Annotated in this window: 15 protein-coding genes; 2 read left to right on the top strand and 13 right to left on the bottom strand. The window is 69.7% G+C overall.

Annotated elements, in window-relative coordinates; genetic code table 11:
- Positions 1-44 precede the first annotated feature (44 nt).
- From HFGMBDPB_RS01780 to HFGMBDPB_RS01735, 10 genes are all read right to left on the bottom strand, one after another.
- Complete coding sequence (locus HFGMBDPB_RS01780; RefSeq protein WP_061287332.1) at positions 45-935, bottom strand: DMT family transporter; 891 nt, start codon at positions 933-935, stop codon at positions 45-47.
- A complete protein-coding gene (locus HFGMBDPB_RS01775) occupies positions 932-1,927 on the bottom strand; it encodes a LysR family transcriptional regulator (protein ID WP_209671063.1) in 996 nt (331 codons plus the stop codon). The genes HFGMBDPB_RS01780 and HFGMBDPB_RS01775 overlap by 4 nt, the downstream gene beginning before the upstream one ends.
- The gene (locus HFGMBDPB_RS01770; RefSeq protein WP_012207424.1) at positions 1,924-2,904 is read right to left on the bottom strand and encodes a quinone oxidoreductase family protein; all 981 of its coding nucleotides are present in this window, start codon (positions 2,902-2,904) and stop codon (positions 1,924-1,926) included. Before HFGMBDPB_RS01770 ends, HFGMBDPB_RS01775 begins: the two co-directional genes overlap by 4 nt.
- 131 nt (positions 2,905-3,035) lie before the next feature.
- Entirely contained in the window at positions 3,036-4,154 is a 1,119-nt protein-coding gene (locus tag HFGMBDPB_RS01765) for a porin (protein WP_046239867.1), read from the bottom strand.
- A gap of 80 nt (positions 4,155-4,234) precedes the next feature.
- Complete coding sequence (locus HFGMBDPB_RS01760) at positions 4,235-5,233, bottom strand: tripartite tricarboxylate transporter substrate binding protein (protein ID WP_212644789.1); 999 nt, start codon at positions 5,231-5,233, stop codon at positions 4,235-4,237.
- Between the two features lie 46 nt (positions 5,234-5,279).
- Positions 5,280-6,365: a CobW family GTP-binding protein gene (locus HFGMBDPB_RS01755; protein ID WP_212644788.1), complete on the bottom strand. Its 1,086-nt coding sequence runs from the start codon at positions 6,363-6,365 to the stop codon at positions 5,280-5,282.
- Positions 6,362-6,727 carry a hypothetical protein gene (locus HFGMBDPB_RS01750; protein WP_016450911.1) on the bottom strand — a complete coding sequence of 122 codons (366 nt, stop codon included), beginning with the start codon at positions 6,725-6,727 and terminating at the stop codon, positions 6,362-6,364. Before HFGMBDPB_RS01750 ends, HFGMBDPB_RS01755 begins: the two co-directional genes overlap by 4 nt.
- 8 nt (positions 6,728-6,735) lie before the next feature.
- Entirely contained in the window at positions 6,736-8,526 is a 1,791-nt protein-coding gene (locus HFGMBDPB_RS01745; protein WP_043822131.1) for a hydantoinase B/oxoprolinase family protein, read from the bottom strand.
- Positions 8,523-10,619: a hydantoinase/oxoprolinase family protein gene (locus tag HFGMBDPB_RS01740; RefSeq protein WP_016450909.1), complete on the bottom strand. Its 2,097-nt coding sequence runs from the start codon at positions 10,617-10,619 to the stop codon at positions 8,523-8,525. The genes HFGMBDPB_RS01745 and HFGMBDPB_RS01740 overlap by 4 nt, the downstream gene beginning before the upstream one ends.
- Positions 10,620-10,633: 14 nt before the next feature.
- Positions 10,634-11,494: a fumarylacetoacetate hydrolase family protein gene (locus HFGMBDPB_RS01735; RefSeq protein ID WP_212644787.1), complete on the bottom strand. Its 861-nt coding sequence runs from the start codon at positions 11,492-11,494 to the stop codon at positions 10,634-10,636.
- Between the two features lie 155 nt (positions 11,495-11,649).
- Between HFGMBDPB_RS01735 and HFGMBDPB_RS01730 the strand changes: the two genes are divergently transcribed.
- Positions 11,650-12,594 (top strand): LysR family transcriptional regulator, encoded by a 945-nt coding sequence (locus HFGMBDPB_RS01730; RefSeq protein ID WP_013800697.1) that lies wholly within the window; start codon positions 11,650-11,652, stop codon positions 12,592-12,594.
- Between the two features lie 86 nt (positions 12,595-12,680).
- On the opposite strand, the gene HFGMBDPB_RS01725 is transcribed toward HFGMBDPB_RS01730, so the two are convergent.
- On the bottom strand, positions 12,681-13,076 hold the full coding sequence (locus tag HFGMBDPB_RS01725) for a RidA family protein (protein ID WP_016445482.1): 396 nt from the start codon (positions 13,074-13,076) through the stop codon (positions 12,681-12,683).
- Positions 13,077-13,256: 180 nt separating this feature from the next.
- Here HFGMBDPB_RS01725 and HFGMBDPB_RS01720 point away from each other — a divergent pair, with 180 nt between their 5' ends.
- On the top strand, positions 13,257-14,147 hold the full coding sequence (locus HFGMBDPB_RS01720) for a LysR substrate-binding domain-containing protein (RefSeq protein ID WP_099732819.1): 891 nt from the start codon (positions 13,257-13,259) through the stop codon (positions 14,145-14,147).
- 17 nt (positions 14,148-14,164) lie between these two features.
- On the opposite strand, the gene HFGMBDPB_RS01715 is transcribed toward HFGMBDPB_RS01720, so the two are convergent.
- Both HFGMBDPB_RS01715 and HFGMBDPB_RS01710 read right to left on the bottom strand, forming a co-directional pair.
- Positions 14,165-15,136 carry a 2-hydroxyacid dehydrogenase gene (locus HFGMBDPB_RS01715; protein ID WP_212644786.1) on the bottom strand — a complete coding sequence of 324 codons (972 nt, stop codon included), beginning with the start codon at positions 15,134-15,136 and terminating at the stop codon, positions 14,165-14,167.
- Positions 15,133-15,546: a VOC family protein gene (locus tag HFGMBDPB_RS01710; protein ID WP_012207434.1), complete on the bottom strand. Its 414-nt coding sequence runs from the start codon at positions 15,544-15,546 to the stop codon at positions 15,133-15,135. Before HFGMBDPB_RS01710 ends, HFGMBDPB_RS01715 begins: the two co-directional genes overlap by 4 nt.
- Positions 15,547-15,573 lie beyond the last annotated feature (27 nt).

Here is a 15,573-nt window from a genome sequence, read left to right as displayed (position 1 = left end):
TATCCCGCCTTTGCGCATGCCCTGCCCGCGGCTTGCGGGACAAGCTAGCGCCCCTGGCGCGCCAGCCACACGCCGGCTGCCGTCAAGGCCATGCCCGCCAGCGCCAGGCCGCCCAGCGTCTCGCCGAACATGGCCCAGGCGATCAGGGCCGTGGCCGGCGGCGTCAGGTAGAACAGGCTGGCCACGTGCACGGCGCCGCCGCGGCGTATCAGCAGGTTGAGCAGGCTGACCGCGCCCACGGACAGCACCAGCACCAGCCAGCCCAGCGCAAACAGGAACTCGCCGCTCCAGCGCACCTGCATGGTTTCGGTGGCCAGGGCCAGCGCCCCCGTCGCCACCAGGCAGGGCAGGTACTGGATGACCGAGCCCGTGCGCAGATCAAACGATGGACAGAACCGCTTCTGGTACAGCGTGCCGGCCGTGATGCCGGCCAGCGCCACCACGGCCGGTACCAGCATGGCCAGCAGGGCATGGACCGGCACCGAGGCGATCTTGCCCGCCACCACCAGGGCCACGCCCGTGAAGCCCAGCGCCAGCCCGGCCCACTGCCGGGGACGCACGGACTCGCCCAGCAAGGTGCCGGCCACCAGCGCAGTGATCAGCGGCTGCAGCCCCACCACCAGGGCCGTCACGCCCGAAGGCAGGCCATGGGCGATGGCCGTGAACACGCCGGCCAGGTACACGCCATGCACGAACAGCCCTGACACGCCAATGTGCAGCCACTGGCGTGCCGACCGTGGCCAGGGCGCGCGCAGCACCAGGACCACCGCCGCCATCAGCACCAGGACGATGGCATAGCGCAGCGTCAGAAAGGTCAGCGGCTCCACATAGGGCAGGCCGAACTTGGCGCCGATGAAGCCCGTGCTCCACAGCAGCACGAACAGCCAGGGAAGCAAGGCGGCCGCCATGGCGGGCGGCGAGGGTCTTTGGGTCATGGAGCGGATGCGGAAAAGGGCGGGGGCGGCGCCAGTGTGTCATGCCCCGTGCGCCAGGGGCTGCGCGTGGCAAACCACCGCACCAGGCAGTCGCGCAGCGCCGTCATGGCCGCGCTGCTGAACGCCGCCGAGGGCCGCACGAAGTAGATGCCCGAGGCGCCATCCAGGCGCCATTGCGGCAGCACCCGCACCAGCCGGCCTGCGGCCATGTGCTCGCTCATCAGCCAGTCGCCGCCGGCCAGAATGCCCACCCCCATGACGGCGGCCGTGAGCAGGGCCTCGCTGTCATTGCTGACCATGGGGCCGCGCACCAGCACCGTGTGCCGGGCCTGGCCCTGAGGCACATCGCCCGATGCGCCACCGTGCACCAGCTCCCATTGCGGAAACGACTGCAGTCCCGTGAAGCCCAGGCAGCGGTGCGCCGCCAGGTCCTCGGGGTGCACCGGCGTGCCGTGGGCCTGCAGATAGGCGGGCGCGGCGCCCAGAATGCGCTGGTGCCCGCCCAGCCGCAGCGCCACGAGACGGCTGTCCGCCAGCCGGCCTATGCGCACCGCCGCGTCGAAGCGCTCGCCCACGATGTCCACGAAGCGGTCCGCATACTCCACCTCCAGCACGATCTGCGGATGGGCCAGCGCAAACTCGGCCAGCAGCGGGCTGAGCCAGCGCCTCCCCATCGCTGCCGGCAGCGACAGCCGCAGCCGGCCCCGCGCCTGCGAGGCGCCCTGGGCGGCCTCCTTCTGGGCATCGGCAATCAGGCCGGCCGCCTGGCGCACCTTGTCCACCAGGCGCAGGCCCTCGTCGGTCAGGTGCAGATGGCGTGTGCTGCGCTCCACCAGCCGCACGCCCAGACGGGTCTCCAGCGCGTTCAGGCGTTTGGACAGCACGGACGGATGGCGCAGCAAGGCCCGCCCCGCCGCAGCGAAGGAGCCTTGTTCATGCAGCGCCACCAGGGCCGCCAGTTCATCGGCGTGCTGGCTGTCCAGAAGGTTCATGGGGTCAGGATGATCGCACCTTGGGAGCGTCCCTGCTCCAGATCGCCATGCGCCTGCGCCACCTCCGCCAGCGCATACCGGCGCCAGACGCTTGGCACGATGATGCCGGCCGCCACGGCGGCCAGCACGTCCCGTGCGCGCTCCTGGTACTCGGCCGCCGTGGCCGTGTGCGCGGCCAGCGAGGGGCGCGTGAGGAACAGCGAGCCCTTGGCATTGAGCGTGGCCACCGAGATGGGATCGGGCAGGCCGGAGGTCGCGCCGAAGGACACCAGCAGGCCGCGCGGGCGCAGGCAGTCCAGCGAGGCGCCCAGCGTCGTGCGGCCGATGGGGTCGTAGACCACGTCGGCCTTCAGGCCCCCGGTGGCCTGCAGCACCTGGCCCGGCAGCGTGGCCGCATCGAACACGAAGACCTCGTCGCAGCCGGCCGCCCGCGCGCGCTCCACGCTGGCCGCCTTGGACACCACGCCGATCACCAGGGCGCCCAGGTGCCTGGCCCAGGCGCACATCAACTGGCCCAGCGCACCGGCGGCGCCATAGATCACGATGCGGCTGCCGGGGCCCACGGCATGGGTGGTCTTGAGCAGGTACTGCGCCGTGATGCCCTTGAACAGCACGGCCGCCGCCGCGTCGTCAGGCAGCGCATCGGGCAGCTTCACCAGGCGCTCGGCCGGATACAGGCGGGCGCTGGCATAGGCGCCCAGCGGCCCCGTGGCGTAGCCCACGCGCTCGCCCACGGCCACATTCGTCACGCCCTCGCCCACGGCGGCCACCCGCCCCGCGCCCTCCAGCCCCAGGCCCGAGGGAAAGGCGATGGCGACAGCGCCCTTGCGCTGGCTCACGTCCAGCGGGTTCACGCCGATGGCCGTCTGCTCCAGCCAGACCTGGCCGGGGCCGGGCGCCTGCACCTCGACCGGCTCCAGGCGCATGGCGTCGGGGGTGCCTGCGGCGTCCATGCGGACCTTGATCAATGGATTCATCTCGCTGCTCCGTGAAATGGGTGCAGCGTAGAAGAAGCGATTGAGGGCAGCAATAGGCCGGCGTGCAGTTCACTGCTGCATGGGGTGCAGCAATGACCACGAACCAGCGCGCACGCCGCCCACGCTGCCCGTCAGAAGTCGTGCCGGATGCCCAGCTCGAAGGCCGTGGAGGCGCGCCCGCCAAAGTAATTGGCCGCGGCCGGATTGCCGCTGACTGCCGCACCCCCGGCAATGGCGAAGGCCGCCCCATTGCGGTTGGACATGCGGGCCGCATGCGCGTACAGCGCCGTGCGCCGCGACAGCGAGTGCACATAGCCCAGCGCCCACAGGTCGGCATCGCTGGCGCTTTGCGCCGCCGTCGCGCCCTTCTGGTCGGCCTTGACGTAGCTGAGCTTGACCACGCCGCTGCCCACGGGAACGCTCATGCCCACCAGGGTGTTGACCGTGCGGTCCACGCCATGCACCCAGCGGCGCTGGGCCAGGCTGGCCTTGAGCCAGCCGAAGTCGTAGGAGACACCGTAGCTCTGGTCCTTGAAATGGATGCCGCTCAGGGTGTTGCGCGTGGTGAACTGCGCGCCCGCCACGTTCCAGCCCGCGCCCGCCCAGCCCAACCGAAAGCCGTTGCCGCGCGTCTGGCCTGCCGCCGTGGCGCCCTTCTCGCCCAAGGTGGCGATCAGGCTGCCGGACACGCCCTGCAGCCCGCCCAGGCCGGCCGGCAGGAAATACTCCACCGCATTGCTCACGCGCAGCGTGGGATTGGCCGCCTGCGACTCCGGCGCCGTGCCGAAGGCCTGGCCCAGCGCGCGGGAAGCCGTGAATGAGCGAAAGCCATTGGCGCTGCCGATGCCCAGCGTGGCAAACGGATCGAAGCCGCTCCACACCAGGTGCGTGGGCACCCAGTCCCGCCCCAGCCGCAGCTCGCCCCATTGGCGCGAGGCCAGGCTGACCGTGGAGCGCCGGTCCCAGAACGGGCCGCTGGCGCCCATGGCGCCGGTGTCGGCCAGCAGGCTGCCGTCCAGGTAGAAGCCCGCGCTCAGGCCGTCGCCCAGGTCCTCCTGCCCCCGCAATACCAGCTTGCTGGTGGAGTTGGCGCCGCTGGCCTGCGAGGTGACCGTGCCCAGGCCCTGGTTGCGCACCTGCCTGACGCTCACATCGACGGTGCCCGAGATCGATACCGAGGACTGCGCGCCCGCATGCGCGGCGGCCAGCCCCAGCGAGGCGGCCAGGGCCTGGCGTATGAAAACCTGCATGTTGTCTCCTTGTGATTTTTTGCTTTGCTTTTGCTCTTTGCTCTTTGCTTTTTCTCGGGCGTGTGCCGGTGTCTGCCCGGCTACTCGGGCTTGAAGCCCGCGCCCTTGAGCAGCGCGGCGCTCTGCGCCACATCGGCGGCGATGAAGCGCTTGAACTGCTCGGTGCTCTCCGAAACCGTGTCGATGCCCAGGCTCGCGAAGGCGCCGGACCTGGCCAGCTCGGCCACTGCCGCGTTGGAGGCCTGGTTCAGCCGCTGCACCCGGTCGGCAGGCGTGTCCTTGGGCGCCCACAGTCCGTACCAGGAGGTGTAGGCAAACCGCGGCAGGCCGCTTTCCTGCATGGTGGGCACCTCGGGCGCCAGCGGGCTGCGCTTGCCGGAGGTGATGGCAATCGGCCGCACCTTGCCGGCCTTGGCCAGCGGCAGCACGGAGACCATGGAGTCGAGCAGCAGGTCCACATGGCCGCCGCCCACATCGACCAGGGCGGGTTGCGTGCCCTTGTAGGGCACGTACTCGAGGCGCATGCGGCCCTGCTGGGCCAGCAGTAGCGTGGCCAGGTGGCTGGGTGCGCCCACGGCGGGAATGGCCGCCGTCCACGTGCTCTTGGCGCCTGCGGCCAGCACCTCGCCCAGCTTGCTATGGGGCAGCTGCGGCGATATCACCAGCATCAGCGGCGCCTCGCCCACGCGCGCCACGGGGACAAAGTCGGTCTGCGGGTCATAGGGCGGATGGGCCAATACCTGCTTGGCCAGCACATGCGTGGCGGCCGAGAACAGCAGGGTGTAGCCATCGGGGGCAGCCGCCAGCACCGCACGGCCGCCCACCACGCCGCTGCCGCCCACGCGGTTCTCGACGATGACCGTCGTGCCCAGCTGCTTGCGCAACTGCTCGTCAAACAGGCGCGCCGCGCTGTCCACGCCGCCGCCCGCCACGAACGGGACGATGACCTTGACCATCTTGCCCGGCTCGGGAAAGGCGGCGGGCGCACTGGACGAGGCCATGCTGGCGATGGGCAAGGCAGCCAGCGCACCCAGTAAGGCGCCCAGCACCGGCCCCTTCAGCCGTGTCAGAGTTTTCATGCTTTGTCTCCTGTTTCTTTTGAAAATGGGCCGGCCGTTGCGTGGCTCAGCCCGGGTCCTGATTCGGCGCGCGCCGCCTGTGCCTGCGCACCAGCACGCTCAGCGTGTCGTCCAGGGCCTGGGCATCCAGCCCCCGCGTGATGAAGACGATGCGCGTGCGCCGATCGGCACCCGGCCAGCGGGGCAGCGTCTGCGGCGGGGCGAACAGGTGCTGCACGCCATGGATGACCAGGGGCTGGTCCGGGTGCTCCTGCAGGTGCACGATGCCTTTGACGCGCAGCAGGTCATCGCCGCGCATGGCCGTGACCCAGTCCATCCATTCGCCGAACGCCTGCGCGGGCAGGGGCTCGTCGCGCTGCAGCACAAAGGACGAGATGCCGTCGCGGTGCGCGCCTGCCGGCGCTGTCACCGGAGCTGTCACCGGAGCCATGGCCCGGTAGCCGGGTGCCTGGAGCATGCCCGCAGCGGCGTCCTCCTGCCCCGTCGCGCCTTCCGACATCAGCCGCTGCAGCAGCGCCACATGGTGGGCGGGGTCCATGCCTGGCGGCGCCTCGCCGTTGATGGCCTGCACCTGGGCCAGCAGTTGCGCAGCGGGCTGTGCGCCGCCCAGCAAATCTGTCTTGGTCAGCAGCACCAGGTCGGCCACGGCCAGTTGCCGCACGGCTTCGGGATAGCCTGCCAGCGTGGCGCTGCCCAGCACGGCATCGACCGTGCAGGCCACGCCGGCCAGCGCATAGCGCGCCCGCACGGCGGGCTCGCCCAGGAAGGAGCGCAGTATCGGCCCCGGGTCCGCCAGGCCGCTGGTTTCGATCAGCACGCGGCGCGGCGCGCCCTGTTCGCGCAGGGCCAGGCGCTCCAGCGCCTCCACCAGATCGCCGCGCACGCTGCAGCACAGGCAGCCATTGGCCAGCAGCACCGTGTCCTCGCAGGCCAGGCTGGTCAGGTCCTGGTCGATGCCGACCGCACCAAACTCGTTGACGATGACGGCCGTCCCGTGCAGGTCCGGCAGCGCCAGCAGCCGGTTGAGCAGCGTGGTCTTGCCGCTGCCCAGAAAGCCCGTGAGCACGGTGACCGGAATGCGCTGGCCCGCCGCTTCGGGCAGGGCCAGCAGGCTGGAGAAATGCCCGCTCATGACGCCACCCCACCATGCACCTCGGCGAACGAGCGCAGCGTGCGCTCCAGCCGCGCCAGCGCCCACTGCGCCACGGCCTGCGGCACCTCGTCCGAGCCCAGCGCATCGAGCAGGGCGCGCAGCGGCTGCGCACCCTGCCCGGCTGCGGGCCGGGCACGGAACCAGGCCGCCACCTCGGGCTGCTCGCAGCGCTCGCCCCCGTCCTGCAGGTAGTCCACGATATCCAGCTCGAAGTCCTCCAGCCGCAGGCTGATGCCGCCCGCCCCGCAGGCGCAGGCACCGCCCAGCGCGACATGGCGCAGCGCCAGGGCGCACCACAGGTCCCAGAGCCGGCCGGCCTGCAGGGCGTGGTCGGAGGCCATGGCCGTGCTCACTGCCCGTCCCAGGCCACGGCTGAGGTTGCCGTTGCGGCCGACGGAGACCTGCCGCTGCGCAGCGCCTGCGTGCCCTCGTGGTCCACCTGTCCCTGGCCATCCAGCGCCACGCGGTAGACCTCGCGGGCCACCTGGGCGCTCACATAGCCTTCGCGCACGTCCTCGGCCACCTTGTCCAGTTCGCGCGCCAGCGGGTCGCCAAAGCCCCCACCGCCGCCCGACAGCATGCGGTAGGCATCGCCGCGTTCCAGGCGCACGTTGAAGATCTTGGCGTTGGCATGGTCGGTCTTCCACTCGCCCTTGTGGCGCACGGCCAGGCCGTTGCCCATGGCGTCGCCGCCGCCCTCCAGGCCCCAGGGCTTGCAGTGCACGCGGTCGATGCGCGTGGTGACGGTGAAGGGCGACAGCGCCTGCACCACCATCTCCGCGCCCAGGCCGCCCCGGTACTGGCCCGCGCCGGCCGAGTCCTGGCGGATCTCGTACTTCTCCACCAGCACCGGGTACTTGGCCTCGAGCTGCTCGGTGGGGCTGTTGTGGGTGTCGCCGTCATTGATGCAGACGGTGACGGACACGCCGTCCTCACGGCTCTTGGCGCCCCAGCCGCCGCCCAGCGGGCCGATGCCGACGATGAACAGCCGCCCGTCCTCGGGCGAGATGCCATGGATGTTGGGAAACACCAGGTCCGCATGGTGGCCCGCGATGGAGCGGTCGGGAATCGCCGGCGCCAGGGCCTTGAAGATGGTGTCGATCACCGTCATGGGGAAGGTCATCCACACGCGCATGGGATACGGCCTCTCGGCGCTGATCACCGTGCCCATGGGCATGATCACCTTGAGCGGCCGGAAGCTCCCGTCGTTGACCGGGTAGTCGGTCGGCGTGGTGAGGCATTTGTAGGCCACCTGCGCGCAGGCGATGCCCGTGGTGAAGCCGGAGTTGTAGAAGCCGCGCACCTGCTTGGAGACATCCGACAGGTCCACCGTCATCTCGTCTCCCTGCACCGTGACCTTGACGCGGATGGGAATGCGCTTGCCGATGTCCAGCCCGTCGTCGTCCATGAAGGACTCGGCCTCGTACACGCCATCGGGAATCGACAGCGTGTTCTTGCGCGCCACGGCCTCGCTGGAATCCATGATCTGCGCGATGGCGCCGTTGACCGCATCCACGCCATAGCGCTGCAGCAGTTCCACATAGCGGCGCTCGCCCGTGGTGATGGCCGTGATCTGCGCGCGCAGATCGCCCAGGGCCCGCTCGGCCAGGCGCACGTTCATCGCGATGATGTCGATCAGGTCCTGGTTGACCTCGCCCTGGCGCTGGTACTTCATGATGGGGATCTGTATCCCCTCGCTGAAGATGTCCGTGGTGACGTTGCCCAGCGTGCCGCCCACGTCCAGCCAGTGGGCCATGCAGCAGGTGAAGCCTTCGAGCCGGCCCTCATGGAACACCGGCATGGTGAACGTGAAGTGGTTCAGGTGGCTGCCGGTGGTGTAGGCATCGTTGGTGACCAGGATGTCGCCGGGCAGGATGTTCTCGTAGCCGAAGTGGCGGATCTTGGCCTTGACCGTCTCCGACATGCCGCGGATGAACATGGGCAGGCCCAGGCCGATGGACACCGTGTCGCCCTCGCGCGTGAACAGGCCGACCGTGAAGTCCAGCGCCTCGTAGATGATGAGGTTGTAGGCCGTGCGCGTCAGGTTGGTCTTCATCTCCTCCGTGACGGCGTACAGGCCGTTGCGGATGATCTCGACGGTGACCGGATCGACGGGCCTGGAGTCAGTGGGGTGGTTCATGTGCGGTCGCTCCCGATGTCGATTTGCAGATTGCCCAGTTCGTCCACGCGCAGCCGGTCGCCGGGCTGCACGACGGTGGTGGATGCGTGTTCCTCGATCAGCGCGGGCCCCGCGATCTCGTTGCCCGCCAGCAGGCGCTCGCGCAGATGCACCGGCGTGTCCACCCAGCCGCTGGAGCGGAAATAGACGGGCTTGACCGTGCGCACGGAGGCACGGCTGGGCTCGGCACTGCCGCGCTCCACGCTGTGCCGGGGCGGTTTCTTCATCGTGCCCAGCACGGTGACGCGCAGGCTCACGAGGTCGGCCGGCTCCTGCGGGGCCGAGGTGCCGTAGCGCACCTTGTGCAGCTCGTCGAACTGGCGCTTGATGGCCGAGCGGTCCCTGCCCTCGAAGAAGGCCATGGGCAGGTCCACGGTCACCGCATGCTCCTGGCCCACGTAGCGCATGTCGGCGGCGCGCTCGATCACGATGCCGTCCGGCGCGATGCCGGACTGCGCCAGCGCGGCGCGGCCCTCGTCCTCCATGCTCTGGTAGGCGGCCTCGATCTCCTCGAAGGACACCTCGCCCAGCTTGCGGAACACCGAGCGCACGTAGTCGTAGCGCAGGTCGGAGAACAGCATTCCGTAGGCCGAGAAATAGCCGGGCGCATAGGGAATCAGCACCTTGCGGATGCCGATCTCGCGCGCAATGGCCGAGGCGTGCAGCGGACCCGCGCCGCCGTAGACGACCATGGTGAAGCTGCCCGCGTCCAGGCCGCGCTCGGTGGTCACGGCCTTGACGGCATGCGACATCTGCGTCACGGCGATGCGCAGGATGCCGTCGGCCGCCTCGGTGGGCTCCAGGCCCAGCGGGGTTGCCACGCGCTCGGCCATCTGGCGCTGGCAGGCGTCCATGTCCAGCTGCAGCTCGCCGCCCAGGAAATGCTCCGCGTCCAGCCGGCCCAGCACCAGGTTGGCGTCGGTCACCGTGGGCTCCAGCCCGCCACGGCCATAGGCCACGGGGCCGGGGATGGAGCCGGCGCTCTGCGGGCCCACGCGCAGCGCGTTGCCCGTCTCCACGCGGGCGATGGAGCCGCCGCCCGTGCCCACTTCGTGGATGTCCATCATCGGGATCTGTATCGGCAGGGCCTGCTCGTAGCCGCCGATCAGCGCCGAGCCCGTGGTCAGCGGCCGGCCTTCGCTGATCACGCCGGCCTTGGCCGTGGTGCCGCCCATGTCGAAGGCGATGGCATCGCCCATGCCCAATTGCGCACAGATGGCCTGGGCGCCGATCACGCCGGCCGCCGGACCCGATTCGAGCATGCGCACGCAGCCCACCTTGGCATGCTCGACCGGGAACAATCCGCCCGTGGACTGCACGATGTAGAAATCGCCCTCGAAGCCCTTGCCGCCAAGGTGGTTCTCCAGCTGACCCAGGTACTGCGACACGCGCGGCCCCACATAGGCATTGGCCACGGCGGTGGACACGCGCTCGAACTCGCGGTACTCCTGCGACAGCTCGTGCGAGGCGCAGACGAAGGCGCCCGGCATCTCTTCCTGCAGGATCTGCTTGACGCGCTGCTCGTGCGCCGGGTTGCGGTAGGAGTGCAGCAGCAGCACGGCCACGGCCTCCACGCCCTGCCCTGCCAGCTCGCGGGCCAGCTCGCGCACGGCCGCCTCGTCCAGCGGCTTGTGCAGGCTGCCGTCAGCGCGCAGGCGCTCGGACACCTCATGGCGCAGCGAGCGCCGCACCAGCGGCTGGTGCTTGTTGAAGAACAGGTTGTAGGCATCGGGCCGGTTCACGCGGCCGATCTCGTAGATGTCGCGGAAGCCCTCGGTGATCAGCAGCGCGGTGTGGGCGCCATTGCGCTCCAGCAGCGTGTTGATGGCAATGGTGGAGCCGTGCAGGAACAGATGGCCGTCGCGCCAGTCGATGCCCGCGCTGTCTATCGTGGCCTGGATGCCGTTGACCAGCTCGCCATGTGTGGACAGGGCCTTGCCGAACAGCAGCCGGCCGCTGGCCTCGTCGAACGCCGCCATGTCGGTGAAGGTGCCGCCGATATCGACGGCAATGCGCAGCCGGGGCCGCTGCGAAATCGCTTGTTGGTTATCCATGAATTTCTCCGGAGTCAGACGGCAGCGCTATCAGTGCCGATACGGTTGCGCAGCACGCCCAGGCCAGTGATCTCGACCTCGACCACATCGCCATGCTTCATGTACAGAGGCGGCTCGCGGCGGTCGCCCACGCCGCCCGGCGTGCCCGTGGCGATCACGTCGCCGGGCGACAGCGGCGTGAAGCGCGACACATAGGCCACGATGGTGGGGATGTCGAAGATCAGGTCGCCCAGGCTGGCCTGCTGCATCACGCTGCCGTTCAGGCGGGTCTGCAGCGCCAGGCTGCGCACGTCGGCCACCTCGTCGCGCGTGACCAGCCAGGGGCCGAAGGGCGCCGTGCCGGGAAAGTTCTTGCCGGGCGTGAACTGGTGCGTATGGCGCTGCCAGTCGCGCACGCTCACATCGTTGAAGCAGGCATAGCCGGCGATGTGGTCGAAGGCATCTTCCTTTGCAATGTGGCGCCCGCCCCGGCCGATGACGAAGGCCAGCTCGCCCTCCCAGTCGAAACGCTCCGAAAAGGCCGGGCGCAGCAGCTCGTCGCCATCGGCGGCCAGGCTGTCGTTGAAGCGCAGGAACAGCGACGGGTGCTCGCTGTCGGCGCGCCGCGTCTCGGCCACATGGGTCTTGTAGTTCAGGCCCACGCAGATGAGCTTGCCGGGGTTGGGGATGACGGGCAGCGCCTGGGTCTGCGCCGCATCGACGGGCACGGCGCCGGCCTGCAGGGCCTGCTCCAGCTCGCCCAGCGCCTGTGCGCGCAGCACGGACAGCAGGTCGGGATGGCGGGCGAGAAAGTCGGCGGGCGGCAGCAGGAAGCGCTCGGCCAGAACCTGCCCGTAGCGGGGCTGTCCGGCATGGATGAAGCTGGCGAGTTTCAACGGATTTTCCTTAGGTTCGGTGTCTGGAAAACCTGCCAGGGCAAGGCCGCTGGCAAGGCATGACTGCACTGTAGAAATCCCGTTGATATCTGGATAGATAGAATTTCAGGCTTTCAGAATTGCCTCATCAGGCATACCTCAACCGGGTAACCACCATGCACCTGCCCAGCGTCAAGCTCTTCCTCGAGGTCTCCGAAGCCGGCAGCATCAGCAAGGTCGCGGCACGGCGGCACACCGTGCAGTCGCACATCAGCCGGCAGATCAGCGAATTCGAAGCGTCTCTGGGCGGCCCCTTGCTGCGGCGCACGGGCCGGGGCGTCACGCTGACGCCGCTGGGCGCGCGGGCCGCGCTGCGGCTGCGCAGCTGGCTGCAGGAAACCGAGCAATTGCAGGAAACGCTGCGTGCGGACGCAGGCCAGCTATGGGGCGAGGTGCGGCTGGGCATCGTGCCCTCGGCCGCGCACCCGCTGATGACGCATGTGTTCGACTGGCTGCAGCGCGAGCACCCCGGCATACGCCTGAACATCACCGAGGCCCAGGGCACGGAGCTCGACGCGCTGCTGGACAGCGGCGCCGTGGACCTGGCCATCCTCTTTCGCTTCGCGCGCCCGGCCGGCGGCGACGAGCGGCTGCTGAGCACCGCGCACAGCTATCTGGTGTCGCGCCCAGGCGATCCCTTGACCCTGGCGCCCACCACGGAGTTCGCCGCGCTCGACGGCCTGCAGCTGGTGCTGCCGCGCCGCCCCAGCCATTGGCGCGACGCGCTCGATGAGGCCGCGCACAGCCACGGCTTTCGGCTCGCGGCGGCGGCCGAGGCCGACTCGCTGACCGTGCAAAAGGAACTCGTGGCCCACGCGCCCGGCCTCTACTCGGTGATCGGCCCGTACTCCATCGATGCCGAACTGCGCCAGGGCCGGCTGCAGGCCAGCCGCCTGGTCAACCCCGGCCTGGTGCGCCATGTGACGCTGGCCCTGCCCCGGCACGGCAAGCTCACCCAGGCCTGCCGCGTGGTGGGCGATGCCATCGAGGCCTTGACGCAGGCCTGGGGGCAGCAGCTGTCGCCGGGGCCGCTGAGCACCTCGGGACTGCTCGGCGGTTGAAGGGATCAGATATCGGCCCCATCGGCTCCAGTCGTCGGCCATGCACGCCGTGGCCAGGCCATCGGAACAGAACGGCCGCAACCATTTCAGCGGGCCTGGCCATCACGCACGGCTGCAATGGCTTCGATCTCGATCATGGCCGCCGGGTCGTACAGCGCCTGGATCTGGGCAATCGTGTCGGCCGGATAGGGGGCGCCGAAGAACTCGCGGCGCAGGGCAACCACCTCGTCGAAGTGGCCCATGTCGGTAACGAAGATGGTGACCTTGATCACGTCCTTCAGGCTGGAGCCGCCCGCCTCCAGCGCGCGGCGCAGATTGGCAAACGCCTGCCGGCCCTGGGCCAGGAAGCCGCCCGGCACGATGCGGCCATCGTCTCCGGCGCCGGCCTGGCCGGAGATGAACAGCAGCTCGCCAAAGCGAATGCCTTGCGACAGCAAAAATGGCTCGTAGGGGTCGGGTTGCGTGGTGACACGGTGCAGCATGGTTTCATTTCCTTCATCCATCCCCGGCAGGATCGCGCTTGGGGCATGGGTGGACGATAGGGAAGCCGGATGATTGCGACAAAGGTTCATTTGTCAGGCATAAGATGAGTTTTCCTCACCCCATTCCTCACCCCATTCCTCACCCCATTCCTCACCCGCCCCTTGCGTCCTCCAGCCCTCATGCAACGCAATCAGCTGCCGCTTTCCGCACTGCGCGCCTTCGAGGCCGCCGCCCGCCTGGGCAGCTTCAAGCAGGCCGCCGACGACCTGGCCGTGACACCCACGGCCATCAGCCACCAGATCCGCGCGCTGGAGGAACAGCTGGGCCTGGCGCTGTTCGATCGCCAGGTACGCAAGGTGGTGCTGACCGAGGCGGGCGCCCAGCTCTATCCGGTGCTGCGCGACGGTTTCGACGCCTTTGCCGCCACGCTGGAGCGCCTGCTGCAAAAGCGCCTGCGCGCCCAGGTCAGCATCTCGGCCACCAATGCGTTCACCGTGAAATGGCTGGTGCCGCGCATGGCCAGCTTCCGCGCGATGCACCCGGAGGTGGACCTGCAACTGCAGGCCTCGGACGATGTGGTGGACCTGCGCTCCCATGCCGTCGATATCGCCGTGCGCTACGGGCGCGGCCCCTATCCGGGCCTGGTGGCCGAGCCCCTGTTCAGCGACCGCTTTGCGCCCGTGGCCAATCCCCGGCTGGGCGTGCTGGGTCCGGCCGACCTGGCCCGCCTGCCGCTGATCCGCTTTGACTGGAAGACGGCGCACGCCAGCAATCCCACCTGGGAGCGCTGGTTTGACGAGGCAGGCCTGGCCTGGAATTCACCGGCGGGGCAACTGCGCTTTTCCGATGAGGGCCATGCCATCCAGGCGGCCATCGCCGGTCATGGCATTGCCCTGGTGAGCCTGGCCCTGGTGGCCGAGGACATTGCGGCCGGCCACCTGCTGCAGCCCTTCGGCCCCTCGATCACCGGCCATACCTACCATCTGGCCGTGGGCGAGCAACGGAAGCCGGGCCCCCATGTGCGCGCCGTCATGGACTGGCTCAGAAGCCAGTCCATGGCCGTGCCGTAGCCGTACCGCAGCCGCCCTCAGTAGCCCCGCGCCGCGTCCACCGCCTGCGGCAGCTCGCCGCTGGCGCGCCAGCGCCGGATGTTGCCCGCCACGATGGCCGATGCCGTCGCGCGGTCCGTGGGTGCCGAGATGTGGGGCAGCACGGTCACGGCGGGGTGCGCCCATTGCCAGGACGATTCTGGCAGGGGCTCCTGGTCAAACACGTCCAGCACGGCATGGGCCAGGCGGCCGCCGTCCAGGGCGGCGCGCAGCGCGGCATCGTCCACGATGGGGCCGCGCGCAAAGTTGATCAGCGAGGCATGGGCAGGCAGCGCGGCCAGCGCCTGCGCGCCGACGAGGCCGCGCGTCTGCGGCGTGAGCGGCAGCAGGCATACGAGGATGTCGGTCTGCGCCAGCATGGCCGGCAGCTCGGCATCACCCGCATGGCATTGCACGCCTTCCATCTGCCTGGGCGTGCGGCTCCAGCCGCGCACCTGGAAGCCTGCCGCCAGCAGCCGCCGCGCGCTGGCTTCGCCCAGTGCACCCAGGCCCAGCAGCGACACCGTCCTGTCCTGCGCGCGCACGCCGTCATGTGCCAGCCATTGGCGCGCGGCCTGCTGGCGGGCATAGCGCGGCATGTCGCGGTGCAGGTACAGGGTCCAGGCCAGCACGGCCTCGGCCATGGTGTCGGCCAGTTGCGGGTCCACCAGGCGGACGATGCGCAGGTCGGTATCGCCCAGGTCGGCCACCAGGCGCTCCACGCCGGCCCAGACGCTGTGCACCCATTGCAGGCGCGGCAGCGTGCGCAGGTCGGCGGGCTGGGGGTTGGCGACGATGGCGACCTCGCAGGCCGCGCGCTGGTCGGCATCCAGCGTATCGAGCGCCACCACGCGCTCCTCGGGCAGGGCCGCCTGCAGGGCCTGCAGCCAGGCCTGGGCGGCCGGATAGCCGGGTGCGCAGACGAAAGGAAGCGGGGGGAGCGAGGCGCGAGGAGACAGCGAGCCGCTCATTTGGCGAAGACCTTGTCCAGATCGGCGAAGCCCTTGACCTCGATGGGATTGCCGCTGGGGTCGCGGAAAAACATGGTGGCCTGCTCGCCGGGCTCGCCCTCGAAGCGGATGCCGGGCTGCAGCACGAAATCCACCACGCCACCGGACAGCCGCGCGGCCAGGGCCTTCCAGTCGTCCATGGCCATCACCAGGCCCAGGTGGGGCATGGGCACCATGTGGTCGCCCACGCGGCCGGTGTTCGTGACCGGGAAGGGCTCGCCCAGGTGCAGCGAGATCTGGTGGCCGAAGAAGTCGAAGTCCACCCAGGTTTCGGTGCTGCGGCCTTCCTGGCAGCCGAGCAGCGTGCCGTAGAAGGCGCGCGCTTCGTCCAGATCGCGGACATGGTAGGCAAGGTGGAAGCTGGTGCGCATGGCTGATCCTTTGGTTGTGCTTGTGGT

This window comes from Delftia sp. PE138, assembly GCF_018320755.1.
Lineage (GTDB): Bacteria > Pseudomonadota > Gammaproteobacteria > Burkholderiales > Burkholderiaceae_C > Comamonas > Comamonas tsuruhatensis.
The sequence above is the reverse complement of the archived record's forward strand: the minus strand, read 5'-3'. Positions and strand labels throughout refer to the sequence as shown.